At 45.8% G+C, this 25,752-nt stretch carries 30 protein-coding genes and 2 pseudogenes; 25 read left to right on the top strand and 7 right to left on the bottom strand.

What is annotated here, in order from left to right; all coding sequences use genetic code 11:
* Positions 1-233: 233 nt before the first annotated feature.
* The 5 genes from AC3A14_RS00005 to AC3A14_RS00025 all read left to right on the top strand — a co-directional run bounded on the left by AC3A14_RS00005 (position 234) and on the right by AC3A14_RS00025 (position 4,400).
* Positions 234-638 carry a DUF3119 family protein gene (locus AC3A14_RS00005; RefSeq protein ID WP_318731294.1) on the top strand — a complete coding sequence of 135 codons (405 nt, stop codon included), beginning with the start codon at positions 234-236 and terminating at the stop codon, positions 636-638.
* A gap of 25 nt (positions 639-663) precedes the next feature.
* A complete protein-coding gene (locus AC3A14_RS00010) occupies positions 664-2,010 on the top strand; it encodes a DUF3086 domain-containing protein (protein WP_318731293.1) in 1,347 nt (448 codons plus the stop codon).
* An 83-nt stretch (positions 2,011-2,093) separates the two neighbouring features.
* Complete coding sequence (gene plsY / locus AC3A14_RS00015; protein ID WP_413039073.1) at positions 2,094-2,774, top strand: glycerol-3-phosphate 1-O-acyltransferase PlsY; 681 nt, start codon at positions 2,094-2,096, stop codon at positions 2,772-2,774.
* Between the two features lie 28 nt (positions 2,775-2,802).
* Complete coding sequence (gene gshB, locus AC3A14_RS00020; protein WP_318700165.1) at positions 2,803-3,777, top strand: glutathione synthase; 975 nt, start codon at positions 2,803-2,805, stop codon at positions 3,775-3,777.
* 50 nt (positions 3,778-3,827) lie between these two features.
* Positions 3,828-4,400, top strand: a complete 573-nt coding sequence (locus tag AC3A14_RS00025; protein ID WP_318700164.1) for a Uma2 family endonuclease — start codon at positions 3,828-3,830, stop codon at positions 4,398-4,400.
* A gap of 40 nt (positions 4,401-4,440) precedes the next feature.
* On the opposite strand, the gene menA is transcribed toward AC3A14_RS00025, so the two are convergent.
* Positions 4,441-5,340, bottom strand: coding sequence for a 2-carboxy-1,4-naphthoquinone phytyltransferase (gene menA, locus AC3A14_RS00030; RefSeq protein ID WP_318731291.1), 900 nt, complete (start codon positions 5,338-5,340; stop codon positions 4,441-4,443).
* Between the two features lie 237 nt (positions 5,341-5,577).
* On the opposite strand from menA, the gene AC3A14_RS00035 reads away from it, so the two are divergent.
* The 11 genes and pseudogenes from AC3A14_RS00035 (at position 5,578) to AC3A14_RS00085 (ending at position 14,232) form a co-directional block, all read left to right on the top strand.
* The gene (locus AC3A14_RS00035) at positions 5,578-5,913 is read left to right on the top strand and encodes a cation:proton antiporter subunit C (protein WP_271939536.1); all 336 of its coding nucleotides are present in this window, start codon (positions 5,578-5,580) and stop codon (positions 5,911-5,913) included.
* Entirely contained in the window at positions 5,910-7,349 is a 1,440-nt protein-coding gene (locus tag AC3A14_RS00040; protein ID WP_318731290.1) for a cation:proton antiporter, read from the top strand. Before AC3A14_RS00035 ends, AC3A14_RS00040 begins: the two co-directional genes overlap by 4 nt.
* Positions 7,346-7,756 (top strand): Na+/H+ antiporter subunit E, encoded by a 411-nt coding sequence (locus tag AC3A14_RS00045; RefSeq protein ID WP_318731289.1) that lies wholly within the window; start codon positions 7,346-7,348, stop codon positions 7,754-7,756. Before AC3A14_RS00040 ends, AC3A14_RS00045 begins: the two co-directional genes overlap by 4 nt.
* Positions 7,757-7,826: 70 nt before the next feature.
* Positions 7,827-8,078: a hypothetical protein gene (locus AC3A14_RS00050; protein ID WP_271939528.1), complete on the top strand. Its 252-nt coding sequence runs from the start codon at positions 7,827-7,829 to the stop codon at positions 8,076-8,078.
* Complete coding sequence (locus AC3A14_RS00055) at positions 8,075-8,353, top strand: monovalent cation/H(+) antiporter subunit G (protein ID WP_271939526.1); 279 nt, start codon at positions 8,075-8,077, stop codon at positions 8,351-8,353. Before AC3A14_RS00050 ends, AC3A14_RS00055 begins: the two co-directional genes overlap by 4 nt.
* A gap of 133 nt (positions 8,354-8,486) precedes the next feature.
* Entirely contained in the window at positions 8,487-9,926 is a 1,440-nt protein-coding gene (locus AC3A14_RS00060) for a cation:proton antiporter (protein WP_318731288.1), read from the top strand.
* A 73-nt stretch (positions 9,927-9,999) separates the two neighbouring features.
* Entirely contained in the window at positions 10,000-10,542 is a 543-nt protein-coding gene (locus AC3A14_RS00065) for a DUF4040 domain-containing protein (protein ID WP_318700159.1), read from the top strand.
* A gap of 87 nt (positions 10,543-10,629) precedes the next feature.
* Positions 10,630-11,292 (top strand): Na(+)/H(+) antiporter subunit B, encoded by a 663-nt coding sequence (locus tag AC3A14_RS00070; RefSeq protein WP_318700158.1) that lies wholly within the window; start codon positions 10,630-10,632, stop codon positions 11,290-11,292.
* Positions 11,293-11,375: 83 nt separating this feature from the next.
* Positions 11,376-11,513: pseudogene (locus tag AC3A14_RS00075) on the top strand (type II toxin-antitoxin system VapC family toxin); the annotation flags it as partial.
* Positions 11,514-11,593: 80 nt separating this feature from the next.
* Positions 11,594-13,060, top strand: a complete 1,467-nt coding sequence (gene cysS, locus AC3A14_RS00080) for a cysteine--tRNA ligase (protein ID WP_318731287.1) — start codon at positions 11,594-11,596, stop codon at positions 13,058-13,060.
* A gap of 77 nt (positions 13,061-13,137) precedes the next feature.
* A complete protein-coding gene (locus tag AC3A14_RS00085) occupies positions 13,138-14,232 on the top strand; it encodes an AI-2E family transporter (protein WP_318731286.1) in 1,095 nt (364 codons plus the stop codon).
* 41 nt (positions 14,233-14,273) lie between these two features.
* Here AC3A14_RS00085 and AC3A14_RS00090 read toward each other — a convergent pair.
* Positions 14,274-14,489 (bottom strand): annotated as a pseudogene (locus tag AC3A14_RS00090) (hypothetical protein); the annotation flags it as partial.
* A gap of 233 nt (positions 14,490-14,722) precedes the next feature.
* On the opposite strand from AC3A14_RS00090, the gene AC3A14_RS00095 reads away from it, so the two are divergent.
* The 3 genes from AC3A14_RS00095 (at position 14,723) to AC3A14_RS00105 (ending at position 17,000) form a co-directional block, all read left to right on the top strand.
* A complete protein-coding gene (locus AC3A14_RS00095) occupies positions 14,723-15,580 on the top strand; it encodes a M15 family metallopeptidase (protein WP_318731284.1) in 858 nt (285 codons plus the stop codon).
* A 30-nt stretch (positions 15,581-15,610) separates the two neighbouring features.
* Positions 15,611-16,333, top strand: coding sequence for a M41 family metallopeptidase (locus AC3A14_RS00100; protein ID WP_318700153.1), 723 nt, complete (start codon positions 15,611-15,613; stop codon positions 16,331-16,333).
* Positions 16,334-16,406: 73 nt separating this feature from the next.
* The gene (locus AC3A14_RS00105; RefSeq protein ID WP_318700152.1) at positions 16,407-17,000 is read left to right on the top strand and encodes an Npun_F5749 family FMN-dependent PPOX-type flavoprotein; all 594 of its coding nucleotides are present in this window, start codon (positions 16,407-16,409) and stop codon (positions 16,998-17,000) included.
* A gap of 23 nt (positions 17,001-17,023) precedes the next feature.
* Here AC3A14_RS00105 and cysE read toward each other — a convergent pair whose 3' ends face one another.
* Positions 17,024-17,827, bottom strand: coding sequence for a serine O-acetyltransferase (gene cysE, locus AC3A14_RS00110; protein WP_413039072.1), 804 nt, complete (start codon positions 17,825-17,827; stop codon positions 17,024-17,026).
* A 349-nt stretch (positions 17,828-18,176) separates the two neighbouring features.
* Positions 18,177-18,599 carry an ATP-binding protein gene (locus AC3A14_RS00115; RefSeq protein WP_318719568.1) on the bottom strand — a complete coding sequence of 141 codons (423 nt, stop codon included), beginning with the start codon at positions 18,597-18,599 and terminating at the stop codon, positions 18,177-18,179.
* A gap of 652 nt (positions 18,600-19,251) precedes the next feature.
* Between AC3A14_RS00115 and AC3A14_RS00120 the strand changes: the two genes are divergently transcribed.
* Positions 19,252-20,388 (top strand): PP2C family protein-serine/threonine phosphatase, encoded by a 1,137-nt coding sequence (locus AC3A14_RS00120; protein WP_318731282.1) that lies wholly within the window; start codon positions 19,252-19,254, stop codon positions 20,386-20,388.
* 10 nt (positions 20,389-20,398) lie between these two features.
* Here AC3A14_RS00120 and AC3A14_RS00125 read toward each other — a convergent pair whose 3' ends face one another.
* Positions 20,399-20,722, bottom strand: coding sequence for an STAS domain-containing protein (locus tag AC3A14_RS00125; protein WP_318731281.1), 324 nt, complete (start codon positions 20,720-20,722; stop codon positions 20,399-20,401).
* Positions 20,723-21,088: 366 nt separating this feature from the next.
* Between AC3A14_RS00125 and AC3A14_RS00130 the strand changes: the two genes are divergently transcribed.
* Both AC3A14_RS00130 and AC3A14_RS00135 read left to right on the top strand, forming a co-directional pair.
* Positions 21,089-21,559, top strand: a complete 471-nt coding sequence (locus AC3A14_RS00130) for a hypothetical protein (protein WP_318731280.1) — start codon at positions 21,089-21,091, stop codon at positions 21,557-21,559.
* A gap of 81 nt (positions 21,560-21,640) precedes the next feature.
* Complete coding sequence (locus AC3A14_RS00135; protein WP_318700146.1) at positions 21,641-22,636, top strand: anti-sigma factor antagonist; 996 nt, start codon at positions 21,641-21,643, stop codon at positions 22,634-22,636.
* Between the two features lie 53 nt (positions 22,637-22,689).
* On the opposite strand, the gene AC3A14_RS00140 is transcribed toward AC3A14_RS00135, so the two are convergent.
* Positions 22,690-22,812 (bottom strand): hypothetical protein, encoded by a 123-nt coding sequence (locus AC3A14_RS00140; RefSeq protein WP_318719567.1) that lies wholly within the window; start codon positions 22,810-22,812, stop codon positions 22,690-22,692.
* Positions 22,813-22,923: 111 nt separating this feature from the next.
* On the opposite strand from AC3A14_RS00140, the gene recR reads away from it, so the two are divergent.
* On the top strand, positions 22,924-23,535 hold the full coding sequence (gene recR, locus AC3A14_RS00145) for a recombination mediator RecR (RefSeq protein ID WP_413038659.1): 612 nt from the start codon (positions 22,924-22,926) through the stop codon (positions 23,533-23,535).
* A 7-nt stretch (positions 23,536-23,542) separates the two neighbouring features.
* Here recR and AC3A14_RS00150 read toward each other — a convergent pair whose 3' ends face one another.
* Positions 23,543-24,151, bottom strand: a complete 609-nt coding sequence (locus AC3A14_RS00150) for a response regulator (RefSeq protein ID WP_413038658.1) — start codon at positions 24,149-24,151, stop codon at positions 23,543-23,545.
* Positions 24,152-24,384: 233 nt separating this feature from the next.
* On the opposite strand from AC3A14_RS00150, the gene lipA reads away from it, so the two are divergent.
* Positions 24,385-25,308: a lipoyl synthase gene (gene lipA, locus AC3A14_RS00155; protein WP_318731279.1), complete on the top strand. Its 924-nt coding sequence runs from the start codon at positions 24,385-24,387 to the stop codon at positions 25,306-25,308.
* 17 nt (positions 25,309-25,325) lie between these two features.
* Complete coding sequence (locus tag AC3A14_RS00160; protein WP_318731278.1) at positions 25,326-25,742, top strand: GxxExxY protein; 417 nt, start codon at positions 25,326-25,328, stop codon at positions 25,740-25,742.
* Positions 25,743-25,752 lie beyond the last annotated feature (10 nt).

Consider the following 25,752-nt stretch of genomic DNA (forward strand, 5'->3'; position numbering starts at 1 on the left):
CCTGCGTCAAAAGATGCTCAAAAACCAATCCCAATCTCCAGTCCTGTCCTAAAATTCAACTCCCATCTACTATGGAGCGTTGTATCTGCCACCTCTACCAGTAAAAAAATATCCTCCGGTTGCGGATGTCCACCCTGATAAAAATCAGCACGGGGACGCGGGGATGGGGAAGATGGGGCATTACCAGCCAGGGCACGATAAAATAGTCAACCATAGATGATTTAGAACTTCCGATGACTTCAACTCCCTTTTCATCTTCAACCTCAAGCACCACCCGAGAAACGGTTACCCTCAAGCCCAGTTACCGAATACCCTTGGTGCTGGTGCTGTTGGCGATTCCTCTAGCAGCCGTTCAAATTGGATTAGGTGGGGCGATCGCCCTCTTTGGGTTATTCTTAACCCTACAAACCACCACTATCCGGCTCACCTTTACTCCAACGGCTCTTGAGGTTTACCGTTCCGACAAACAAATTCGCCAATTTCCTTACCAAGACTGGCAAAATTGGGAGATTTTCTGGGACAAATTGCCCATCTTGTTCTATTTCAAAGAAGTGAAGAGCATCCATTTTGTCCCCATAATCTTTGACTATTCAACCCTCAAGCGCACTCTGGAAGAACGCTGTCCCCGTTCTCGTTAATACCTGTAGAACTGATGAATAACTGATGAATACCGATCCATTGAATCCTTGGGACTCCAACCCCGAAACCTCTTCAACCCCCGTTCCTGAATCTGACGTTCCTCAACCCTCAGCCTCTCAAGAGACTGAGGAAAATGGCGATCGCCATGGCGATCGGAAAACAGAAGATGAAACCATAGAAAATCAAAAGAGTGAAACGGGAGATAGCTTGCCTCCGCTTCAGCTTGATACCAAAACCCCCGATCATCCCGAACCCCGTGAAGAAATAGCAGCCACAGACGGGGGACTAGATAAACTAGATCAGGGTGAAGGAGTGGAGGAACAAGACTCGGAACCCCCCAGGGATGAAGAAGTGGATGAATGGCAAGCGCGGATTGAGGATCTGCGGTTTACTGAGCAAGCGCTGCAAAACCAGGTGGAGGAACTGCGACAGGAAGCCGAAACCCTGCAAGAGCAACTGGCAGCCCGGCAATCAGCCATGGGACAATTGGTACAAGCGGGTTTAAGTGAGCTAGAACATCGCAAACATAAGCTAGAAATTACGATCGAAAAACTAGAAAGACGTGCAGAGCGCATCCGTGCAGAAATGCGGACGAGCTTCGCTGGCGTTTCCCAGGATCTCGCTATCCGGGTTCAAGGCTTTAAGGATTATTTGGTCGGTAGCTTGCAGGATTTGGCCAGTGCGGCGGAAAATATAGAGTTAGGGGCAGAGGCTCGCGAACCCGTCGCTCCAGTGGAAGTGCCGATTATGCGATCGCGCGAGCGAGGCGAAGCCTTATCGCGTCGAGAACCAGAACGCCCCCCAGAATTAGAAAATCCCCAATTTGCCAAATCGAAGTTTGGCGATCAAGTGCGGCAAATTCGCCATCTATTGGATCAGTATCGCACCCGTCCAGATTATTATGGCCCAGCTTGGCAACTGCGGCGCACATTTGAACCCATCCATGCAGAACGGGTATCCCAGTGGTTCTTTACCCAAGGGGGACGGGGTGCAGTGCGTACCATGGGGTCTCGTCTACAAAATATTTTGGTATCCTCGGCGGTAATTTCAGTCGTCTATAGTTTATATGGCGATCGCCTCAGACCGTTGATTTTAGTCAATACTCCAGAGCGCTTGGGCGAATGGCGACGGGGTTTACAGGATTGTTTGGGTATCTCTCGCATGGATTTTAGCTCGGACAGAGGGATTACTATGTTTGAAGCACCTGAACCCTTAGCCGTAAAAGCAGACCGAATTACCCAACAGAAGCAACTGCCTCTGATTATTATTGATGAGTCTGAGGATAAAGTGAGCGTGTCGATGTTGCAGTTTCCCCTATGGTTGGCCTTTGCACCGAATCCGGAAGCACCCCCGATGATTGATAATTGGTAAGGTTTCCCTGTTCCCTGAGCGGAGTCGAAGGGAACAGTGGGATGAGAACGTTAGATAAAGTAGATCGAGAAAGAGGTGAAGGTATGCAAGGGGCGATCGCCGTTGGTGTCTTGATTGGGGCTTATTTGTTGGGTTCTATTCCCACGGGATATTGGTTAACCAAAGCACTCAAAGGCATTGATATTCGCGAATCGGGTTCGGGTTCCACCGGCGCAACCAATGTATTGCGAATAGTAGGCAAAGGTGCGGCGTTAACCGTGCTATTGGTGGACGTTCTGAAAGGAGTAGCGGCAATTTTTCTCGTGCGCTTTGCCTATCAATGGCAGATTTTGACTTTAGATGAGCAAGGGCAATCCTGGATAGTAGTGTTAGCCGGATTTTTAGCCCTGTTTGGCCATAGTTTATCCATTTGGTTAATCTGGAATCAACCCGAAGGAAAATCCTTGAGTAAAGGAGGAAAATCAGCCGCCACCAGTTTAGGGGTATTGTTAGCTTTATATTGGCCGGTGGGTTTGCTCACCTTTGCCGTGTTTGGCAGCATCATTGGCATTACTCGAATTGTATCACTCGGCTCAATGAGTGCGGCGATCGCCGTCTCTGCCCTCATGGCAGCCTTCCACCAACCCCTCGCCTATGAAATCTTTGGCATTATGGGCGGCTTATACGTCATTTGGCGACACCGCAGCAATATCGAACGCCTCTTAGCCGGAACCGAACCCAAAATCGGCCAAACTTCCCCCCAAGTTTCCGAACTCCCTAACTAACCCAATTTTTAATGATTAATTGAAAACCATGGATTTTGCCTTCATTATCGACCCCATTCACCGCCTCGATCCTTGCCATGATACCAGTGTGGCGATGATGGAAGCCGCTCAAAAACTAGGCCATCACGTTTGGATTACTGAAGCTCAAGACTTAGAAGTCAGATCCGGTAAAGCTTGGGCAAAACTATCTCCGCTCCACTTAACCCCAGTCGAATTAAAAGAAGATCATTGGGTGGCGACTCATCCCTGGTTTCAAGTCGAAAACCCAGTTGTTCGTCCCCTAGAAGAGATGGATGCAGTGTTTATGCGCACCGATCCACCCGTGACGATTTCCTATTTATATGCCACCTATATTTTAGATTATGTTGACCCGCAAAAAACCCTGGTGTTGAATAATCCCAAAGCGTTGCGCAATGCCAATGAAAAAATGTATGCGCTCCAATTTCCCCACTTGATCCCCGAAACCCAGGTAACAGCAGATAAAACCGCCATTCGCGAGTTTGTCCAAACTCACGGAAAAGCAATCATGAAACCCCTGGGAGGCAAAGCGGGGGAAGGGATTCTGATATTGGAGAGCGGCGATCGCAATTTCAACTCCCTGATTGAACTCAGTACCCAAAACGGGACATTACCAGTGATGGTACAGCAATTTTTACCAGCAGCCAAGGACGGAGATAAACGAATTATTCTCCTCAATGGAGAGCCGATTGGTGCAGTCAATCGGGTGTCCCGAACTGAAGAATTCCGCAATAATATGGCCGTCGGTGGAGAAGTAGAAAAGACAGAAATCACCGACCGAGAACAAGAGATTTGTTCCCAATTAGCCCCAGTTTTACAGCAAAATGCCCTCTATTTTGTTGGATTAGATGTCATTGGCGGCTATTTGACGGAAATTAATGTCACCAGTCCCACCGGTATTCGGGAAATTGACCGCTTAAATGACGTGCGCTTAGGAGAAGAAGTGATTGCTTGGTTGAGCGATTATGTGAAGTTTAGTTTATAACGATTCAAACAACAGTTCGTCGATTACCCATTCCTCACCCTCGACACACTATGACGGCTTATACACTCAACTTAGACTCGATTACAATGACTGACGAGCAATTTTTCCAACTCTGTCAGGACAATCAGAACTTGCAATTTGAGCGCAATGCCAATGGAGATTTAATTATCATGTCACCAACAGGAGGAGAAACAGGAAAGTGTAATGCCGCAATCACAGCACAACTGTGGGTATGGAATGGGCAAAGCAGACTGGGTATAGTTTTCGATTCCTCTACTGGCTTTAAGTTACCCAACGATGCAGAACGCTCTCCAGATGTTGCTTGGATACCCTTAGAGCGTTGGCAACAGTTAACCGCAGCAGAACAGCAGAAGTTTCTTCCCTTGTGTCCAGATTTTGCGATCGAATTACTGTCCCCAAGTGACAGTTTAAAAGTGACGCAACAGAAAATGCAAGAATATCTAGACAATGGCACTCGTTTAGCCTGGCTTATTATTCCTTTATCGCGGAAAGTGGAAGTTTATCGTCCGAATCAAGAAGTTGAAGTGTTAGACGCTCCAGATCGGTTGTCTGGAGAGACAGTTTTACCTGGATTTATATTAAATCTGGAATCAATTTGGTAAACGAAAATTATTAACTACATATGATTCAAAGCTATATCACCTATCCTAAAATAAATCCTAAACCCAATAAAACTCCACTGATAAAGTGAAAATTAACGGCAATAAACTTGCAGTTTTTCACTTGTTCCGGTTGGTCATGATAAGTTAGAACATGGTGACATAGTTGCACGGCAACGGGGATACTGAGGAAACTTAAGGCTGCCCATTGGGGGAAATATCCTTCAATAGTGAAAAGGGCGATCGCCGCAAAAACAGCTACACAAGCAGCCAACAGCAGTTGAGCGCCTTTTGTTGTACCAATACGGACAATGGGAGAGCGTTTTCCAGCGGCGATATCGTCTTCCACTTGATGGAAATGGGAGCAGAATAAAATAATACTGGTGGTAAGGCCAATAATAATGGATGCCTTCAGGCTAGCAGTTGACCAAGTGGCATGTTGGGAGTAATATGCAGCAGAAACAGCTAAGGGGCCAAACGTAATAAAACAGATGATTTCTCCTAAACCTAAATAACCCAAACGAAAGGGCGGTCCTTGATAGGTATAGCCCAGAAAAACCGCTAAGGCAATTAGTTCTAGAATCATCGGATTATGTTGCCACCAGGCAATCAAGATCAATTCTAGGGCAGCGATCGCTAAGAGTCCATTGGCGATCCAAAAGACTAAGGTCTTATTGCCGGTTAAATTAACAACAGAATGGTGTTTATTAACGTCGATTCCCGTTTCAGAGTCAAATACATCATTAGTTAAGTTCAGCCAGGCTACAATGAGGATAGCTGCCGTAATAAAAGTGATAAAAATTGCCCAATTGAAGCTTCCTGTTTCCGCAAAAGCAACGGCACTGCCTACTCCAATGGGAATGACAGCAACACTATACATGGGTGGTTTAATGGCAGCTAACCATAGCTTTTTTCGCGAAATAGGAAGGGTGGGCGTACTCATGGAAAAGCTTCAAGATTGAGAACCAATTGGTTTATAGAGTTTACCTTAAAAGGGTTTTGTCTTGGTAATCGGTAATGGAGAGGCGATCGCTACATCATCGCTACATCAATGATAACCAATGGTTTTCCTTACGAATAACTTAAGTCCCTAATGGTTCTCAACGACCAGAAATTGTGTATTCTTATTAAAAAGCTTTCCAGAGCATAGCCCATTTCCCTGACCCCCTAAGCCCTGTCGATGTTACAAGCCTGCATCCTAATCACCCTATTATTCGGATTTTTCGGCATTATCCTGAAAAAGAACCTTGTTATGAAGATCATCTCCATGGACGTAATGAGTACCGGAGTGATCGCCTATTATATCTTCATCGCCTCACGAGAAGGGCTGTTTACCCCTATTCTCGATCCCACCAAAACCGTTGAATATGCCGATCCTGTACCACAAGCAGTGATTTTAACGGCAATTGTAATTGGCTTTTCGATTCAAGCGCTGATGCTTGTGGGAGTGATGAAACTGGCAAAAGATAACCCCACATTAGAAACCAAGGCGATTGAGAAAAACTATACACCATGAACTTTTTAACTATCGCCTGGCTTGCACTTCCCTTTATTGTTGGATTAGGGATTTACCTCCTACCGAGGCTTGATTGGGTTCTAGCCTTTGGGGCAACTCTCGTCTCCCTTGCCTATGCCACATTTGTATTTCGGCAACCTGAACCCATTCCCCTGGAACTCCTGGATAGTTTTGGGGTAACCCTGATCGCCGATCGCCAGACTGGCTTCTTTGTTTTAACCAATGCCTTAGTCTGTATGGCAGTGTTGCTCTACAGTTGGCGAAGCAATAAAAGTTACTTTTTTTATACTCAGCTCATCATCCTACAGGGTAGTGTAAATTCAGCCTTTATCTGTGCGGACTGGATTACTTTATATGTCGCCTTAGAAGTCATTAGCATCGCCTCATTTCTCCTGATTACTTATCCGAGAAGCGATCGCTCCATTTGGGTAGGGCTACGCTATCTATTTGTCAGTAATGTGGCTATGCTCTTCTATCTTGTGGGAGCAATCCTAGTGTATCAAGCCAACAACTCCTTTGCTTTTGTTGGCCTAAGCAATGCTCCAACCGAAGCCATTGCCTTAATTTTCCTCGGATTGCTTGCCAAAGGCGGTATTTTTATCTCTGGACTCTGGTTACCCCTAACGCACTCGGAATCCGAAACCCCCGTTTCTGCGATGCTCTCAGGGGTAGTGGTGAAAGCAGGCGTTTTTCCCCTCGTACGTTGTGCCCTGATGTTAGAAGACATTGAACCCATCGTGCGCTTCTTTGGCGTGGGCACTGCCGTATTGGGAGTTGGCTATGCCGTATTTGAAAAAGACATCAAACGGATGTTAGCTTTTCACACCATTTCCCAATTGGGCTTTATCCTCGCAGCCCCCGAAGTCGGAGGATTCTATGCCCTCACCCACGGATTGGTGAAATCTGCCCTTTTCCTAATTGGAGGGAATTTACCGAGTCGTAATCTAAAAGAATTGAAACATAAACCCATTCCCAATCGCATGTGGATTGCCTTAACCCTGGCCAGTTTTTCCATCTCCGGTTTTCCCCTACTTGCCGGTTTTGGCGCGAAAGTCCTCACGATGAAAACCCTAATGCCTTGGCAAATCATCGGCATGAATATTGCTGCCTTGGGAACCTCTATTTCCTTTGCCAAACTCATCTTTCTACCCCATCAAGCGGCAAAAGAAGAGGATAAAAAGCAATCCATTGGCTTCTGGTTAGCTGTCGTGGTCTTGATTGGAGGACTGGTGGGAGCAAACGTAGTCTATTATCAAGCCTATACCCTAACCAATATTGTTAAACCCCTGGTGACGATCGCCCTCGGTTGGGTTGCCTACTTTCTCATCTTCCGCAACGCAACGGTCAAACTGCCCCGAATGCTGGAACAGTTCGATCATCTCATGGGGATGATGAGTTTAATGTTGTTGCTGCTGTTCTGGATGGTGTGGGCATGATTGGATATCTGGATCTGATACTACGATTGACCATCTGGTTTTTGCTCACCTCCGATCTGAGCCGGGCTAATATCATTATTGGTATAGCAGTGGCGTTGATCTTACCGCGATCGGTGACTGCTGGAGCAGTCCTCAAAGATTGGTTACACGCTCTTTGGGAGATTGCGGTCGCCATTCCTCAAGCTTATATAGAAGCGATCGAGTTGATGGTTCGTCCCCATCAAGAAGAAGAAACCACCCTGGAGCAAGTTAAACCCAACCGGACTCCCGGATTGATCTTTTTAGATATTTTCGTAATTACCTTTACCCCCAAAACCATCGTGGTGAAGTATCACGCTAGGGGGTCGTATGAAGTTCATTGGGTGAGACGAAGAAGGCGGGGACGCACAGAGACAAACGCTCCCTGAGTGGAGTCGAAGGAGGCACAGACACAGAGATCGGGAGACTTAGAGATATGGGGATGGAGACTTTTAAAAGATGACTGTAATTTTGGTTTTGATGATTTTTGCACTGTTAATTCCCATGTATGAGGCTTGTCAAGATAGTGATATTTGGCAGAAAATGTTGGCCTTTGCTAGCATTGCGACCAAAACTTCAATGATGATTTTAATTGTCTCGGTATTACGCGATGATTTAATGCTAGGTGTGGTTGGCATCATCATCTTAAGTGTAGGGAATGCAGCATTAATGTTGTTAGCTCATGTAATTAAACGAGTGGGGGAGGGATGATTACAACCTTGAGTTATATCTGTATGGGAGTGGGGATAGTGTTCTGGTTTTGGGGAACCTTTCCTTTAATTGGCGATCGCTCCGTTCTCTTTAAACTCCATAGTCTCTCTGTCGCTGATACCCTCGGTTCCATGAGTATGATTATCGGTTTGCTCCTGCAAATTCCCAGAGAATGGCCCTTACTGGTATTGGGTATTATTTCTCTCGCCATTTGGAATACCGTTTTGGGATATGTCTTAGCCTATTGTTCCAGTGGGGGAAATGATGACGAGTGATATTTAATCATGACCCTCTGGCCTTTTCTGGTTATTTTCCACTCTGGTAGATTGGGTATTATACATAACATCATAATGGGTCCGTACCGGTGGCATTATTAGAAACCAAGGAGATTGGGAAAAACTACACACCATGACCATCCTCACAATCGCTTGGCTTCTCCTCCCTTTGATTGTTGGCTTAGGAATTTATCTCCTACCAAGGCTCGATTGGTTTCTGGCCTTTGGGACGACCCTAGTCTCGTTTGCCTATGCGACCTTCGTATTTCAGCAACCCGAACCCATTGTCCTGGAATTGCTCGATAATTTCGGAGTTACCCTGATCGCCGATCAACAGAGTGCCTTCTTTATCTTAACTAATGCTTTCGTCTGTGTAGCGGTGCTGCTCTACTGTTGGCGGAGTAACAAAAGCGCCTTCTTTTATACTCAGCTTATGGTTTTACAGGGCAGTATCAACTCAGTCTTTGTCTGTGCTGACTGGCTGAGTATCTATGTCGGCATAGAAGTGATGACCATCGCCGCATTTCTGCTGATTTCCTATCCAAGAAGCGATCGCGCCATCTGGATAGGACTGCGGTATCTATTGCTTAGTAATACCGTCATGCTCTTGTACTTAGTTGGAGCCATCCTCGTCTATAAAGCAAACAACTCCTTCGCTTTAACCGGTTTAATCAACGCTCCCGCTGAAGCCATTGCCCTGATCTTCCTCGCACTTCTAGCCAAAGGCGGTATCTTTGTCCCCGGATTCTGGTTACCCCTGACACACTCAGAATCAGAAACCCCTGTTTCTGCCATCCTCTCAGGAGTCGTCGTCAAAACTGCAGCCTTTCCCCTAGTGCGCTGCGCCCTGACTTTAGAAGAAATTGACCCCATCATACGCTTCTTTGGCGTAGCTACTGCCCTATTAGGTGTAGGGTATGCCCTATTTGAAAAAGACATCAAACGCATGTTAGCCTTGAGTACAATTTCCCAATTGGGCTTTGTCCTTGTAGCCCCGGAAGTGGGAGGATTATATGCTCTTACCCACGGACTGGCCAAATCTGCCCTATTCCTAATTGGGGGTAACTTACCCAGTCGTAACCTAAAAGAATTGCAACAAAAACCCATGGCCAATTCCCTGTGGATCGCCCTCAACTTGGCAAGTTTATCCATCTGTGGTTGTCCCCTACTTGCCGGTTTTGGCGCTAAAGTCCTAACCCTGAAAAACCTGATCCCTTGGCAAATGCTGGGCATGAGTTGCGCTGCCGTGGGAACAGCAACCGTCTATGGACAATTCATCTTTTTGCCCCATGAAAGGTCAGAAGAGGACACTCAAAAGCTATCCATCGGTTTCTGGTTGGCAGTGGTCATTTTAATCAGTGGACTCATCGGCGCAAACGCCTTTAATTATCAGACCTATACCCTGGCAAACATAGCCAAACCCCTCGTCACGATCGCCCTGGGTTGGCTTGCCTACTTCATCATCTTTCGTAACTCAACCGTTAAACTCCCTCAGACGCTCGAAACGCTTGACCATCTGATCGGCATGATGAATTTAATGTTGTTGTTTCTATTCTGGATGGTTTGGCAATGATTGTTGTATTTGAGTGCCATAATCTCTCTATTACCGATAGGATATGTTTTAGCCTCTTGTTCCAGTGGGGGAAATGATGACGACTGATATCTCTCTATTATTAATTGTTGCCCTATTGCCATTAGCCGCAGGTCTAGTGGTTCTGCAAAAGAATCCCTACCATGCCCTAGTCATTCGGGGGATCTTGGGAGCTGTAGCAGCACTGGTGTATGCCGTGTTAGGTGGGGCAGATGTGGCCTTAACAGAAGCTCTAGTGGGGACAATGTTAGCCATTACTTTATATGCGGTAGCTGTGCGATCGTCTTTAGTGATGCGTCTGGGCACGATTTCTGAAGACATGGAGAAGGAAAATCCCCAATTTGAAGCCTTAATTAACAGCTTACAGAAAACCTTAGATAAATATCATATGCGCCTAGATCTGGTTTCCTATAGCGATGATGCCAGTCTACATCAGGCGCTGATGGATAAGGAAATTCACGCCACTTGTATTTCCTCTTCAGCCAGTCAAGAGACAAAACCCTACCATACAACCATTCGGGTAGAGCGACTTTATGAGATTATGCAGACTGAATTACCCAGTGAAGTAACCAGTTTATCGATGAAAAATCATGTGTAGGGTTAGGCAAAAGACGAACAAGGGGCCCCTTGACCAATTCATGGCAAAGTTCAAGCGAAATGGCGATCCGTGGAGGAAAAACAGCAGATGAAATGGCTTTATTTGGTAGCAGGCATTATCTTTTTAGTCAAAATGTTAGTGATGCAAGATCCCACATTCGAGGGGGGCGAGATTTCGATTGTCGAGTCTGTGGTTGCAGATAGTGGCATCCCCAACGCTGTTTCCGGAATTATCTTTAGAAATCGGATCTACGATACGATATTTGAAGTAGTGGTGTTTACGATCGCCATTATGGGAGCAAAATTCTTATTAGCCAATGAGCAACCTTCAGCCATAGTTCGCCAGTTTACCGACCAACCTTCGATCGTTTTAGCTCGTTTAGGTGCAACTATATCCGCTTTGGTCTGTATCGAGTTAGCCATCCGAGGCCATCTGAGTCCAGGAGGCGGATTTGCTGCCGGTGTCGCGGGTGGAACGGCGATCGGTTTAATTGCGATTACCTCGCCTTCCGAACGGATGGAAGAGATTTATGAACGTTGGAGAGCATCCACCTGGGAAAAGATTTCCGTTTTAGTCTTTATTGTATTAGCCGCGATCGTATTAGTCGGTCTACAACTCCCCCAAGGAGAGTTAGGTACACTCCTAAGCGGTGGTATGATTCCGGTTCTGAATATCTTAGTTGCCCTAAAAGTGGCTTTAGGCTCATGGGCAGTGATTCTAGTGTTTATCCGCTATCGAGGTCTACTTTAGGGCGATCGCTTGACGGTCTATGAATTCTACAGTTTACGGATTGGATTATGTATTAACTTGGAATTGTAAGTAAATAATCCTCACCCGGTGATTTTCACAAAGATCCAGCAGATAGAATCATTGTTGCCACAGCCAGATTATCTGATGCTTCTATTGTGACGATTGATCGGAAAATACTCAATTATCCCTATGTTCAAGTTATTCCACCAACGACCCCTTGATTGTTTTCTCTGCGATCGCGGGAATAAAACCAGATTTGGTATGATGAGGGCTGACCCCTTAAAGAGTGTGCAATCGCCCCATGACCCTAACGTTGACCAATACCCTCACGCGCAGTAAACAACCCTTCGAGTCCCTAGAACCAGGGAAAGTACGGATTTATTGTTGTGGAGTCACCGTTTATGACTACTGTCACCTCGGTCATGCACGGTCTTACATTGCTTGGGATACCCTGCGGCGCTATTTGCAATGGCGAGGCTATCAAGTACGCTACGTACAGAATTTTACCGATATTGACGATAAGATTCTCAAACGTGCTAGAGAAACTGGGTTAACCATGGAAGCAGTCTCTGAAAAATATACCCAAACCTACTTTGAGGATATGGCTCGCCTCAATGTCCTGGAAGCCGATGAATATCCCAGGGCAACCCATACCCTGGATGGCATTTTACGCCTGATCCATGAATTAGAAGCCAAAGGATATGCCTATGCTTCCGAGGGCGATGTCTATTACCAAGTACATCAGTTTCAGGACTATGGGAAGCTCTCCGGGCGCAAGTTTGACCAGATGCAAGCGGGAGCATCGGGAAGAGTAGGAGAAAGTGCAGAAGACACAAAGAAAAAAGACCCCTTTGACTTTGCCCTATGGAAAAGCGCAAAACCCGATGAACCGAGTTGGGACTCTCCCTGGGGAAAAGGTCGCCCTGGATGGCATATTGAATGTTCGGCAATGATACGGGAGTGTTTTGGAGAGACGATTGATATCCATTGTGGGGGTGCAGATCTGGTGTTTCCCCACCATGAGAATGAGGTCGCGCAGTCGGAAGTAGTGACGGGTCAACCCTTGGCTCACTATTGGTTACACAATGGGTTTGTGACGGTGAATGGGGTAAAAATGTCCAAATCTTTGGGTAATTTTACGACGATTCGGGATTTGTTGGACTTGGAAGAGGGGCCAGAACCAATGGCACTCCGGTTATTTGTGCTTCAGGCCCAATACCGTAAACCGATTGATTTTACCGCGGAGGCGATCGCCTCGGCTCAAAGTGCTTGGAATACCCTCAAAGAGGGATTATCCTTTGGCTATAAACAGGGGTCAACCTGGGCATGGGATCTCAACAAGCGAGTCAACCGGGAAGATCTCAACCCCGAAAGTGTGGCGATTTTCAACAGTGCGATGGATGATGACCTGAATACATCAGGCGGATTAGCCGTATTATTTGAATTAGCCAAAGGATTGAACCGAGAAAATAATCGCTTGGTTCATGAAGGTAAAACGGAGGTCGATCCAGAGCAGTTATATCGACAATGGAAAACCTTAGTTACCCTCTCTCAAGTGTTGGGGTTAGAAGTGGAACCGGAGGGAACACCTGAGTCTCCAGGATCGCAACTGAGCGATCGCGAAATTGAAGAAGCAATCTCCGCTCGCCAAGCCGCCCGCAAAGCCAAAAACTTTGCCGAAGCCGATCGTATTCGCGATGACTTACAAAGCCAAGGCATTATCCTGATCGATCAACCCGGTGGCATCACCCAATGGCATCGCAATTAACGTCCTAAAGCGGGAAAATTGGGTTTTTTCGATTCCCTATTCCCTATTCCTTATTCCCTATTCCCTATTCCCTAGTTATGCGCGAACAACGGATTGCTTTTTCCCTATCCACGTTCCTATTAACCCTACTCTCGGTTTTGTTAATTGTCTTATTTTGGCAATTACGGGGACTCGTGCTTTTGTTAATGATTTCGATTGTGCTTGCCGCTTCTATTGCTCCCTTAGTAGATGCGGCGGAACACTTACGCATTCCCCGATGGTTAGGTGTAATTTTAGTTTATCTTACCCTGCTTTTTGGATTAACAGGTCTGGGCTTATTAATCGGCCCAACTGTCTTTCAGCAAATTGAGCGTTTGCTGCAAAAACTCCCCTCCTATGCTGATGTCCTCTTACAATTAGCGGAAGATTCACTCAACAATTGGACAAATACACCTCCTGAACTCCTTGAACTTGTAGATTTTCAACAAATCACCAGTTGGCTGATCCGCTCAAGTCAACAATTGGTACTGCGATCGTATAGCATTACGCGAGGCATTATTGGAGGAGTTTTTAGCTTAATTTTATCTTTCTTTATTTCCGGTTATATGGTCGCCGATAGCCAAACTTTAATTAATAGTTTGGTGCGTCTACTTCCTGAACCTTGGGACACCAAGGTTGCGGGCCAAATTCCCACTATTAGTTACCGTATGGGTAGCTATATTCGCGGTCGGTTAGTCGTTTCTTTTATCCTAGGCATTTTCACGACTCTAGGCTTGGGTATCCTGGGATTACGTGAATTTTCCCTCGGTTTAGGAGCGATCGCCGGAGTCACCAACCTAATCCCCTTTATCGGCCCAGTTTTAGGCGCTATTCCCGCCCTCGTCGTGGCGATCGCTTCCGGGGGCTGGGCATTCTTATGGGTGTTATTATTTTTTGTGATTATTCAAAATCTAGAAACCTATATTCTCGATCCCTTCCTGGTTGGCTCATCGGTAGGCGTTCATCCTCTCTATCAATTACTAGCCGTCCTTGGTGGAACTCAAGTCTTAGGAATTATTGGGGCCTTAATTGTGCCCCCTTGGGTGGCAGGGGGGGCAACCCTCTTGGAAAATCTTTATATTCAACCTAAACTAGAAGCCGAAAAACAAACTCACATGAATTCTCAGGCGACAGAAGACTTGGGGGAGACATAAACCGCATTGGTGCGATGAAATAACGTGGGGTAAGGAGGATAATAAACCGCCGAAATTTCAGGGCTGATCTTCACTTTTCCTTTGATCACCGATCGCAATAACCGATTCATCGATCGCTCATCTTCTTCCGTTAAGTGTTCATCTAAGGTAGCAGCCATAAGACCATAGCGATCGGCCAGAGTTAACACCCCCGTTTCTCGTGCAGAAACTAGAATTTCGGATATCGCTCCAGGTAGGATTTGGTGTTTTCTTAACATAATCAGTCCATACACGAGTCATCTTCACTTTACTATCAACGATATCTAGCATTTTAACTGTGATTGATATCGCTCTTCTCAAGTGATTTGGATCGCTCTAGGTCGCTCGAAATTCGCCCTAAAAGCATCAATTTGTCCGTGTGTTTTTGTGCTTTAATTATCTTGATTTGGATCTAAATCCCTAATCTTTGGTAAGGTTAAGAAGAATAATTCCGTGTTGGAGTAAGTCACCGATGAGTGAAAATCTACCCAATTTTTTCACCTCCCAGGAGGAAGAAGTAATTACCGATGATATCCCAGAAGCTTTACGGGATACTCCTGTACCGGTGGCTGAGGTGCAAGAAGCTGCTTCATCGGGTTCTGGGCGCGGAATGTGGATCGGATTTGCAGGAGTGGCGATCGCCCTCAGCACCGGTATTTTCATTTTCAGCAGTAATTTCCTTACCCCAAACACTGCCTCAGAGTCTAGAGTTCCCCTATCCTCAGCCACAGAAACCAACGAGTTGGGTGAAGATGGAGCTGAAGAAGCTGACAACCCAACAACGCCCGATCAGGGGAACTTACTCGGTCATTTGGCTTATGAAGAAGCCCCAGTGGATGACTTAATGGCGATTACCGCTGATGGTAGTTTACAATTACGAAAAATGGCAGCGATTAAGTTCCAACAGATGGTGAATGCAGCCCAAAGAGATGGAGTGGTGTTGGTTCCTTTGTCTGCCTTTCGTAGCTTAAACGATCAGGAGTATTTATTTTTTGACGTTAAAGCTCAACGGGGACAAGTCGCAACTCAACGGGCAGAAGTAAGCGCTCCTCCAGGTTATAGTGAGCATCATACTGGGTATGCCATCGATATTGGCGATGGCTATGTACCGGCAGTTGATTTTTCTCCAGAGTTTGAGAATACTTCTGCTTTTAAGTGGTTAGAAGAAAATGCCGCTTATTATAGTTTTGAGTTGTCCTTTCCCCGGAATAATCCTCAAGGCATTAGCTATGAACCCTGGCACTGGCGTTTTGTCGGCGATCGCCATAGTTTGGAAACGTTTTATAAAGCGCGAGAGGAGTTCAAGATTGACGAAGCATCAGAGGAATAAGGAGAAATTATTCGTTATCGAGAGAAATTCATGAATCAACTGAGCTTAAATTTGATCGCGATCGCCGTTTTTACCCTAACCCTGTCGAGTCTATTGGGGCCCATAATCCATTTAAATCCAGCAATTCCAGCAATAATAGCCTTTGGAATTTTGGGATTTATGGCGATCGATAGCCTCCAATGGCAAGGCCAAGGCAGTAATCTAGGGTTAGGCTTAATTGCCAGTTTATCGCCTGCATATCGCGATCGCCTCTTACACCACGAAGCCGGTCATTTTCTCGTCGCTACTCTTCTCGATATTCCCATTACTGGCTATACCCTCAATCCCTGGGAAGCCCTGAGAGCGGGGCAACGAGGACAAGCAGGCGTAAGTTTCGATCGAGAAGCCATAACTGAACAACTTAAATCCACAGCTCTCACCCAACAATGGATCGACCGCTATTGTCTCCTATGGATGGCCGGTGTTGCAGCCGAAGAACTCGTTCATGGTAATGCTGAAGGCGGAGCAGATGACCGACAAAACCTCAACATGCTCTTGAAACTCTATTCCCCTACAACTGTTGATTTTACCCCTAAGCAAAAATGGGCTAAATTACAAGCCCGAACCTTAATTGAAAACCAGTGGGAGGCCTATCAAGCTTTAGTCATCGCTATGGGTCAACGTTTATCCGTTCCTGAATGTCAAGACCAAATTAAACAACAGGCTTGTATAACCTCAACGGGTTTAGCTCCAATTGATATCTGCTGCCAATAATAGATGGATGATGGAGCCTCAGATCGCCATAAATTCGCTAAAATAATCCCATTTTCCGTGTCTTCCTTTCCCTATGTCCGCCTCATTTTCCCATCGTCCCCCCTGGCGATCGCTCCTAGAGCAAGCCTTAAAGGATCGCCGAGATCGTCCAGAATCCCGTTACTTTCAATTGGCTACCATCCGCTCCAACGGGAAACCCGCCAATCGGAGTGTTGTATTTCGAGGATTTCTCGACTCCACCCATCAACTCCAAATCGTCACTGATAACCGCAGCGATAAAATACATCAATTGCATCACAGTCCTTGGGCCGAAATTTGTTGGTATTTCAGCCTCACACGCCAGCAATTTAGGATTTCAGCCCAAACCACTTGTATTGATGAAAATACTGATAATTCTTTTCTTCTGTCAAAAAGAAGCCAAGTTTGGCAACAGCTCTCGGATGCCACTCGGCAACAATTTACCTGGCCCGCTTGTGGAACCAACCGAGACAAAAACGGTTTTCCAGGAACGTATCCCAATCCTGAGACTCCCTTACCCAATTTTGTCCTAGTCCTATTCCAGCCCATTGAAGTCGATCTTGTTGATTTACAAGAGTCTCCTCCACAAAGGATACACTATCAGTTGCAACCGGATGGTGATTGGAGCGAGCGATCCCTCAATCCTTAAGAGATCGCCCATGACTCCTTGCTTCAAATCCCCGATCCATCTAAAAACTCTTCAAGCGCTCGATCCTTCAGGGCACAATTGCTGTAATTAGAGCGATGGGATGGGGACTCTAATTCCTCCTCCTGCACAACAGACTGATTCCAGGAATCCCAACTCGCTGAACTAACACCTTGGCTCTCTAGGCTAACGCCCTTACTTTCCTGAAGCGAATGCACCTGTTCTTCCAATTGCTCAATTCGGTCTACCAAAGTGCGAATCATCTCTGCTTCCGCATCTGGCAGTCGTCCGTGTTCTAGGGGATTAACCCGAACCCCAGAACGATAAACAATACGTCCTGGAATACCAACCACCGTACAATCGGAAGGGACATCCCGCAAGACCACCGATCCCGCACCGATGCGGACATTATTTCCAATTAACAAATTACCGAGAACCTTAGCTCCCGCACCCACCACTACATTTTCGCCCAGGGTAGGATGGCGTTTACCACTTTCCTTACCCGTTCCGCCCAGAGTTACCCCTTGATAGATTAGACTATAGTCTCCGACGATCGCCGTCTCTCCAATCACCACACCCATACCATGGTCAATAAAGACTCCTTGACCAATGGTCGCTCCTGGGTGAATTTCAATACCCGTAAACCAACGAGCCAGATGGGAAATCAGCCGGGGAATAAACGGAAGTCCCAGTACATGGAGCCAATGGGCCAAGCGATAAAACAGTAGCGCTTGTAGTCCAGGGTAGCAAAACAGGACTTCCAGCCAATTTCGGGCAGCGGGATCGCGATCGAAGATGATACGGAAGTCAGCAACAAGATTACTTAGCACGATTGAAAGTATCCAACGCTTCATCAAACAGATCATTGTAGATCTTAACGTTTAGTGGCCAGTTTACCCAAGCGATTGGCGTTAAGTTAAAGTGAAATCGAGTCATCTTTTCCTGAACCTAAAAGCAATCAATGCCCATCCTGATTTTGCTCATCGTCTTAATGGCCGGATACTTCGGCAGTGAACTCATAGCACTAGAAGCCATCAGTCTTTTGAAAAGCCTCTCTCTTTCCCCTTGGCTACTGATAACCCTCATCGTCTCCTTATTTATCTGGTGTTTTGGAGACTAGCTGAGATATGGCACTACACTTGATCCGCCCCAATTTTAAAGCTTGCTGCTCTAGCTGCTCTAGTAGTATTTAATTAACTTCAAACAATTGCGTCGATCCTCTGTATGAGTATAGCTGAGGCGATCGGCGATATCGGACATCATAAACCAACCCCGTCCCCCTTCCTGGTCAGGAGTTGGGCGAGGTTGGGTTCTGAGCCATTGCTCAATATCGAAGCCTTGGCCATAATCCCAAATCGATATGGTGATTGAATCAGCAGCTAAGATCACTTCAATATCAATAGTCGTATCTTTAGCCAAATGATGATGGGCATGTCGAACAGCATTGGTTAATCCTTCATAAAATGCAGTTTGACACTCAATCCAGGTGTCTTTAGGAATGGGTAGGGAGGGAGGCTTAAGCTCTTCAAACCAGGCCAAGGCATGGGATAAAGCCTGGCCATTAGAATGAACTTGCAGATAAGCTCTATGGGGCAATTTCAATGGTATAACCCTTAAATCAGGCAATCAGCACAGGTAAAGAAGCATTCAAACCCTTGAACCCGCGAACCCAAAGGCTATCATTTCATCATAACCGTTGGTTTGGAATCAGTAAGATAGAGACGGACGCTAAATCGAGGGTCACGCTTCTTACTCAATTGCGGGTTTGGTGCTTCTGCTTTTGACATTCCCCGGCCATTGGATGCGGAGATTCTTGGTTCAACGAGTCCACTTAGACTAAATCCCTTGCGAAATTCAATCCAGAGGTAGGTCTCTCCTCAAGCGTTACTTTCCGAGTGCCCCTCGGTAGTTGGATCATTCCAAAATTGGTTTTTATTTCAATCCTGTGTTGTCTAGCCCCTTTGAAGATTTTACCTATTCCTAGGGGAAAACTAGAACAATGGAATAGAACCCCATATCTTCAATTGCCCAGGTACAGATTGCCGTTAGGCATTTAGGTTTTTATACAGGTTAATTACCATTCCTGTGAATCCCATTGTACCATAAGGTCAGGTTAAAACCTGCCCGCTCGCCTTCGTCCTCGGAATGAATTTACGGGGTTTTCAGCATATCTCTTATAAGCGATCAAATAGGCTATCAAAGCGATCTCACTTTTGTCAGATTTTCCAACTCCCAGTCTGATGACATTTAAATCATGTACAAAGTTTTGATTATAGAGGATGACCCTTTGTTTCGGTTAGTGTTGACCAAAGCACTGAAGAATCAAGGGTATGATGTGACCGTAGCCACGAATGGTGAAGACGGCTTAGAACAAGCAGCCAGTCTGCGCCCTGGATTGATTTTGTGCGATTGGATGATGCCTCGCATGGATGGATTGGAGGTTTGTCGCCGCATTAAGGCTAATCCTGATTTGACAACGACGTTTTTTGTGCTGCTGACGGCCCGTGAGGGAGTGGAAGACCGGGTTCAGGGTCTCGATAACGGGGCAGATGATTTTTTGTCTAAACCCATTGAGGTGAATGAGTTACGGGCGAAGGTGCGGGCAGGTTTACGACTGCACCAACTCAGTCAAGATTTACAAACGGCTAAACAGAGACTTGAAGAAGAGTTGACAGAAGCGGCAGATTATGTTAGGTCACTTCTTCCCGGCCCTTTGCACGAGTCTGTTTCAATTGATTCGAGGTTTATTCCTTCTCGTCAATTGGGAGGGGACTGTTTTGATTATTATTGGCTCAATGAAAATCAGCTCGTGATTTATGTGGTGGATGCGGCAGGTCATGGGGTGGGCAGTGCCCTGTTATCGGTTTCTGTCTTGAATTTATTGCGCTCTCAATCTCTCTCTGGGGTTGATTTTTCTCAACCCCATCAGGTGCTAATGGGTCTGAATGATACATTTCAGATGGAAACTCAAGGCGATCGCTACTTTACGATTTGGTATGGGGTTTATCACCGAAAGGAACAGTCTCTGGTCTATGCCAGTTCCGGTCATCCTCCAGCTATCCTCTTATCTCCTAGTCCCAACCAGGATATAGAGGTTCAACATCTGAAGACACCCAGTTTCCCGATTGGTATGTTTCCTGGAGTAGAGTATGGGGTACATCAGTGTCATGTCCAACCCCAGAGTACCCTCTATGTGTTTAGTGATGGGGTCTATGAAATTCATCAGACCGATGGCACAATCTGGGGACTTGAGGCGTTTAGTGAGTTTTTGGTCACCCATCAACACCTCTGCTCTGAATTGTTAGATCATTTACTCCATTGCATTTATACATTAAATTCCAATACCATCTTGAATGATGACTTATCGTTACTTCAGATTAAGTTTCATTAACGGCCGGCACTTATGGATTTTGCAATTTGTTCTCGCACTCCTCACGGCTAGAATAGACTTCAAATACTCGATCCATGCTGGTGAGTTCAAAGAGCATCCTCACTTGCTCGTTAATGGAGCAGATCAGGAGTTTTCCCCCCGCAGAGCGTACAGTTTTTAAAGCAGCTACTAAGGCCCCTAGGCCAGAACTATCAATAAAGGTTACTTCTTTGAGGTCAATCACGATCGCGTCAGCACCCGATTTCACTAATGCACTGACTTCATCTCTAAATTGACCTGCTTTGGTACTATCTAAAATGCCGGAGGGTTGAATGTGTTTAACGGTTTGACTCATAGGTTTGGTTGACAGAAGTTGCTAAGTTGGTTAGTAATCCCGATTTATTGGATTTAGTTCAATAGGATACTATAATCTTGGATTCGGGTTAATCTGATTCTATCCGGATTAACGGAGAACTCAAAGGGAGGCTAAAATCCTGGATATTTGTGTGTTTAAGGCGATTGCTGCAATCATTGTGGGATTGTCCTCGGAGTCAAACCAAGGTATTTTGAGGGGAGTAGGGTAAAGGAATGATGTAGGTTGCTCCTCAAACCCCAAGCGATCTTTGACTAAAATAGGATCGCAATTATGGCTAAATGATTATGGGAAATCAATGCATCTATAACAATATAGAGCGATATAGAGCGATCGCCATTAAAAAGAATGATTCTAACCACAGTTGGCACTGAACCCTATCCCTTTAATCGTTTGATGAGTTGGTTGCAGGTTCTGGTGAACCGAGAATTGATTCAGGAAGAACTCATTGTGCAATACGGCAGTTGTAGTGTTTGGCCTGAAAGCAAAGACTGTTTTGCTGATATTCCAGAGACGAAGTTAGTTCAATTGGGGGGTGAGGCTCGTCTGATTATTGGCCACTGTGACCCTTATTGGCTCAAATGGTTGGATCAAACCAGCAAGCCTTACATTTTAGTTCCTCGTTCCCAATGCTATAAAGAGCATATTGACGATCGCCAAATTGAGTTGGCCAGTAATCTCGCATTGGCAGGAGTTCCTATTGCTTGGTCTCCAGGAGACCTGGTGCGGTTTCTTTATTCTCCTCGAAGGATTTCTCGGTCTACCCTAATGACAGTCGCCAATGAAACGGTGAAACGCTCTCTAAAAAAGGGCCGTTGACTCAGCCCTCTGATGTTCACCATAGGGTATTTTTTCTGTTTTGACAGAATATAACTGCAATAGACTCCCCTTGAGGTGTTTATGAACAATCCAGTTAATCCCCCTGAGTTTGCCATGACTTCCTTTGGGGCTTGTTGTTTGGTTCAATTATCCAAAAACTTTACCGTTACCCAAGCAGTGGCGTTTAAGGACTATTTTAAGCAGGTCTGCGATCGGCAATCGGGTCTTGAGCGGGTGATTTTGGATTTAGGACAAACTACATTTATTGATAGTAGTGGTATTGGTGCTTTAGTGGGCTGTTTGAAAATAGCTCGTGCCCAACAGATCGAGTTGATTATTTGGAGTCTTCATCCTCAAGTGAAGATGGCTTTTGAATTAACGGGACTTACAGAGGCCTTTACCATTGATATGGGGACAGATGCCCTGTTAACACCAGTTACTGAGATTCCTCAGACCTCTCCAAAGATTCATCCTTCGGTACGATCTCCCCTGAAGCGGTTATTAGATATTATCGGTAGCTTGGTGGGCTTAGGGATTACGGCACTTCTATTTCTCCCGATTGCGATCGCCATTCAAATTGACGATCCTGGGCCCATATTTTTCGGTCAAATTCGCTGTGGCTGGATGGGGAAACGCTTTAGAATCTGGAAGTTTCGATCTATGGTGGCTAATGCTGAAGCTCTGAAGCATCAAGTTAAAAATGAAGCAGAAGGAGCCTTTTTTAAAAATAAGGACGATCCGAGGGTTACCCGTGTGGGTAAATTCTTACGTCGTACGAGTCTAGATGAACTGCCCCAGTTTTGGAATGTTTTAAGGGGGGAAATGAGTCTAGTGGGAACTCGTCCCCCTACAGCAGATGAAATTGAGCGCTATGAGATTCCTAAATGGCAACGGCTTGATGTGAAACCGGGTATGACCGGAGAATGGCAGGTGAATGGGCGATCGTCCATCCGAGACTTTGAAACCGTGATTCAAATGGATTTACGCTATCAAGAAAACTGGAGTTTATTCCATGATATTAAACTCATTTTGAAGACAATTGTGGTCTTATTTCAAAAAAATGCGGGAGCGATGTAGACCTAACAAACCCCCAGCTAATAATGATTAATCGTTAATGATTAATGAGGAATCTATCCACCAGCAGCAAAGGTAAACATTACCAGAGCAGATAAAAGAATTCCAGGACTGAGCAATAAAATCAATGTCAGTAAATCATGAACCGTCATACCCAATCGCTCTCCTAAAGTAAACACTACATTTTGTTAGGATATCCCATTCCTTCCAAAAAGCAACCCCAGAGTGAAGATTCTTAATCCTCGCTTAAGCTCATTGGTCAGTGTTACCCTGGAGAAGCATCTGTACGAATAAGGAGCAAGAAAACGGTTTATCCTAGTCCTTTAGCTCGTCTCATCGAGCAATTCCAACGGTTACCTGGTGTTGGGCCAAAAACGGCGCAACGTCTGGCTCTTCATACGATAAAGCGGCCAGAAGCAGAAATCAAAGCTCTGGCACAGGCTCTACTAGATGCTAAACAACAAGTGGGGTTGTGTCAGAAGTGTTATCATCTTTCCGCCGATCCTTTATGTAGTATTTGTCGTAATCAAAATCGCGATCGCCAAATCTTGTGCGTAGTTGTAGACTCGCGAGATGTTATTGCTCTGGAAAAAACCAGAGAATACCGAGGACTCTACCATGTTCTCGGAGGTGTAATTTCCCCCATGGATGGAATTGGTCCAGAACAACTAACTATTCAATCGCTGGTGCAACGAGTGAGCCAAGAAAACATCCAAGAAGTGATTCTAGCGATTAGTCCTAGTGTGGAAGGAGAAACCACTACCCTCTATATCGGTCAACTCCTGAAACCCTTTACACGGGTGACCCGCATCGCCTTTGGATTGCCCATGGGAGGAGATCTAGAATACGCTGATGAAGTCACCCTCGCTCGTGCCTTAGAAGGTCGCCGGGACCTCAATTAAAACCCAATTATTTCAGTTTTTGCTTAACAAAGTTGAAAATTTTCACGACCTGTTGTTTCAACGGTTCGATTTGAGCGACTTGTTTCTTCAGTGCGTTAATTTCGGCTTGCATTTTCTCAATTTGCTCTTTTAGGGCGGCAATTTCGGCCCCAGATGCTCCGGCTGAGGGTGCAGCACCTGTAGGAGTCGATCCCGTATTGCCAGCCGTTGTGTCTCCTCCCTCTAGAGCAGGTCGAGGTTTTTTGGCTTTAGCCATAGCTGACTTAATAGCAGCAATCAAATCTTTTTGTTCAAACGGCTTGGGGATAAATTCCCAAAATTCAAAGGGTTCTTTAATTTTTTCGGTAACCTCTTCCTTACGTCCTGACATTAAGACCAGAGGAATTTTACGCAAATCGCTATTACCCTGAATTTGCTGGAAAACCTCAAATCCGCTGACTTTGGGTAAGAGGAAATCGAGCATAATTAAGTTAGGGTGTTCTTGGCGGATCAAATTGAGTCCTTCTTCACCATCTTTGGCTTCAACGACTTCAAAGTTACCTTTTGGTAACATATCCTTGACTCGCGCTCTGATGACACGACTATCATCAATGACTAGAATTTTATGTCCCACAATGAACTCCTTGAAAGGGTGACGATTGAATAGCAATCCTGAGTTGAGCAGGGGGGCGAACGGTGGTGTTCAGAGGTCTAGGTCAATCCAGAAGAGGAATGGGGTGAGGTCACGCCCATGATGATGATTAGAAGATCATCAAGGCAATTCCTCTCTTTTCTGCTCTATCTATCAATAATAATAGAATTCTGACCCTAATCACTGGAGTCGTTTGAGAACCCTATTGATTGTTAACCATGAATTCTAATCCATCTGATGTATCGGTTACACCTCCTACTGTTTCGGCTGCTACCCAGAAGAGAGCGCGATCGCCTTTAGCGAAGCTTCCCCCTTGGCTACGGCGCTCTATTGGTAAAGCGAGCGAGCTATCGACGGTACAAAAAATTATCAAGCAACGCCAAATTTATACTATTTGTGAGGAAGGGCGATGTCCCAATCGGGCTGAGTGTTATAGCCAAAAAACGGCAACTTTTTTACTCATGGGACCGACTTGTACCCGTGCTTGTGCCTTTTGTCAGGTGGATAAGGGACATGCTCCCATCCCCCTCGATCCAGAGGAACCGGATAAAATTGCGGAATCGGTGCAGCTCTTGGACTTAAAGTATGTGGTGTTAACCTCGGTTGCTCGCGACGATCTACCGGATCAGGGGGCTGGATGGTTTGTGAAAACAATGGAGCGGGTGCGCGAAGTGAATCCGGAAACGGAAATTGAGGTGTTAACTCCTGATTTTCGGGGACAACGGGATTTAGTTGTGCAAGTGGCTGAAGCGAATCCGGCTTGTTATAACCATAATATTGAAACGGTGAGACGTTTGCAGCGCCCGGTGCGACGAGGAGCGAAATATGAGCGTTCTTTGGATGTGCTGCGGTGGGTGAAAGAGCTGAATGCCAATATTCCTACGAAATCCGGGTTAATGTTGGGGCATGGGGAAACGGAGGCGGAAATTGTGGAGACGTTGGAGGATTTACGGGGAGTTAATTGCGATCGCCTAACTCTGGGTCAATACATGCGTCCTTCCCTGGATCATCTCCCTGTGCAGCGCTATTGGCATCCTGATGAATTTGAGAAATTAGGCGAAATTGCCCGCAATATGGGCTTTAATCATGTGCGTTCTGGCCCCTTGGTTCGTAGTTCCTACCATGCGGGACAAGAGGCCTAGTTGGGAAGGGAGAGGATATGATGAACCACGGAGGCACGGAGGACACAGGGATGGAAGGTGGTTATTTGAATAAGATATCGGGGGAGGTGATTGGGGGAGCAATTGAGGTGCATCGAGAGTTGGGGCCGGGTTTGTTGGAGTCTGCCTATGAAAATTGCTTAAGGTATGAATTGCAGCAGCGAGGATTACGAGTTGAGCAGCAGGTTGCCCAGCCTGTTTTCTATAAGGGATTACAGTTGGAGTGTGGTTATCGTTTAGATTTACTGGTTGAAAATCAAGTGATTGTGGAGCTAAAAGCTGTTGAAGCTATCCTACCGATTCATCAAGCCCAACTTTTGACCTACCTCAAACTCCGTCAACTCCGCCTAGGATTGCTCATCAACTTCAACGTTCCTCTTCTCAAAAACGGCATCAAACGCCTGATCAATGGCTAATCCAAAACCC

The organism is Roseofilum sp., from assembly GCF_982964205.1.

What these genes read in the sequence shown, in the direction of transcription:
- AC3A14_RS00005 (WP_318731294.1), top strand. Translation starts at nt 234, where the DNA reads ATGACTTCAACTCCCTTTTCATCTTCAACCTCAAGCACCACCCGAGAA.
- AC3A14_RS00010 (WP_318731293.1), top strand. Translation starts at nt 664, where the DNA reads ATGAATACCGATCCATTGAATCCTTGGGACTCCAACCCCGAAACCTCT.
- plsY (WP_413039073.1), top strand. Translation starts at nt 2,094, where the DNA reads ATGCAAGGGGCGATCGCCGTTGGTGTCTTGATTGGGGCTTATTTGTTG.
- gshB (WP_318700165.1), top strand. Translation starts at nt 2,803, where the DNA reads ATGGATTTTGCCTTCATTATCGACCCCATTCACCGCCTCGATCCTTGC.
- AC3A14_RS00025 (WP_318700164.1), top strand. Translation starts at nt 3,828, where the DNA reads ATGACGGCTTATACACTCAACTTAGACTCGATTACAATGACTGACGAG.
- menA (WP_318731291.1), bottom strand. Translation starts at nt 5,340, where the DNA reads ATGAGTACGCCCACCCTTCCTATTTCGCGAAAAAAGCTATGGTTAGCT.
- AC3A14_RS00035 (WP_271939536.1), top strand. Translation starts at nt 5,578, where the DNA reads ATGTTACAAGCCTGCATCCTAATCACCCTATTATTCGGATTTTTCGGC.
- AC3A14_RS00040 (WP_318731290.1), top strand. Translation starts at nt 5,910, where the DNA reads ATGAACTTTTTAACTATCGCCTGGCTTGCACTTCCCTTTATTGTTGGA.
- AC3A14_RS00045 (WP_318731289.1), top strand. Translation starts at nt 7,346, where the DNA reads ATGATTGGATATCTGGATCTGATACTACGATTGACCATCTGGTTTTTG.
- AC3A14_RS00050 (WP_271939528.1), top strand. Translation starts at nt 7,827, where the DNA reads ATGACTGTAATTTTGGTTTTGATGATTTTTGCACTGTTAATTCCCATG.
- AC3A14_RS00055 (WP_271939526.1), top strand. Translation starts at nt 8,075, where the DNA reads ATGATTACAACCTTGAGTTATATCTGTATGGGAGTGGGGATAGTGTTC.
- AC3A14_RS00060 (WP_318731288.1), top strand. Translation starts at nt 8,487, where the DNA reads ATGACCATCCTCACAATCGCTTGGCTTCTCCTCCCTTTGATTGTTGGC.
- AC3A14_RS00065 (WP_318700159.1), top strand. Translation starts at nt 10,000, where the DNA reads ATGATGACGACTGATATCTCTCTATTATTAATTGTTGCCCTATTGCCA.
- AC3A14_RS00070 (WP_318700158.1), top strand. Translation starts at nt 10,630, where the DNA reads ATGAAATGGCTTTATTTGGTAGCAGGCATTATCTTTTTAGTCAAAATG.
- cysS (WP_318731287.1), top strand. Translation starts at nt 11,594, where the DNA reads ATGACCCTAACGTTGACCAATACCCTCACGCGCAGTAAACAACCCTTC.
- AC3A14_RS00085 (WP_318731286.1), top strand. Translation starts at nt 13,138, where the DNA reads ATGCGCGAACAACGGATTGCTTTTTCCCTATCCACGTTCCTATTAACC.
- AC3A14_RS00095 (WP_318731284.1), top strand. Translation starts at nt 14,723, where the DNA reads ATGAGTGAAAATCTACCCAATTTTTTCACCTCCCAGGAGGAAGAAGTA.
- AC3A14_RS00100 (WP_318700153.1), top strand. Translation starts at nt 15,611, where the DNA reads ATGAATCAACTGAGCTTAAATTTGATCGCGATCGCCGTTTTTACCCTA.
- AC3A14_RS00105 (WP_318700152.1), top strand. Translation starts at nt 16,407, where the DNA reads ATGTCCGCCTCATTTTCCCATCGTCCCCCCTGGCGATCGCTCCTAGAG.
- AC3A14_RS00120 (WP_318731282.1), top strand. Translation starts at nt 19,252, where the DNA reads ATGTACAAAGTTTTGATTATAGAGGATGACCCTTTGTTTCGGTTAGTG.
- AC3A14_RS00125 (WP_318731281.1), bottom strand. Translation starts at nt 20,722, where the DNA reads ATGAGTCAAACCGTTAAACACATTCAACCCTCCGGCATTTTAGATAGT.
- AC3A14_RS00130 (WP_318731280.1), top strand. Translation starts at nt 21,089, where the DNA reads ATGATTCTAACCACAGTTGGCACTGAACCCTATCCCTTTAATCGTTTG.
- AC3A14_RS00135 (WP_318700146.1), top strand. Translation starts at nt 21,641, where the DNA reads ATGAACAATCCAGTTAATCCCCCTGAGTTTGCCATGACTTCCTTTGGG.
- lipA (WP_318731279.1), top strand. Translation starts at nt 24,385, where the DNA reads ATGAATTCTAATCCATCTGATGTATCGGTTACACCTCCTACTGTTTCG.
- AC3A14_RS00160 (WP_318731278.1), top strand. Translation starts at nt 25,326, where the DNA reads ATGATGAACCACGGAGGCACGGAGGACACAGGGATGGAAGGTGGTTAT.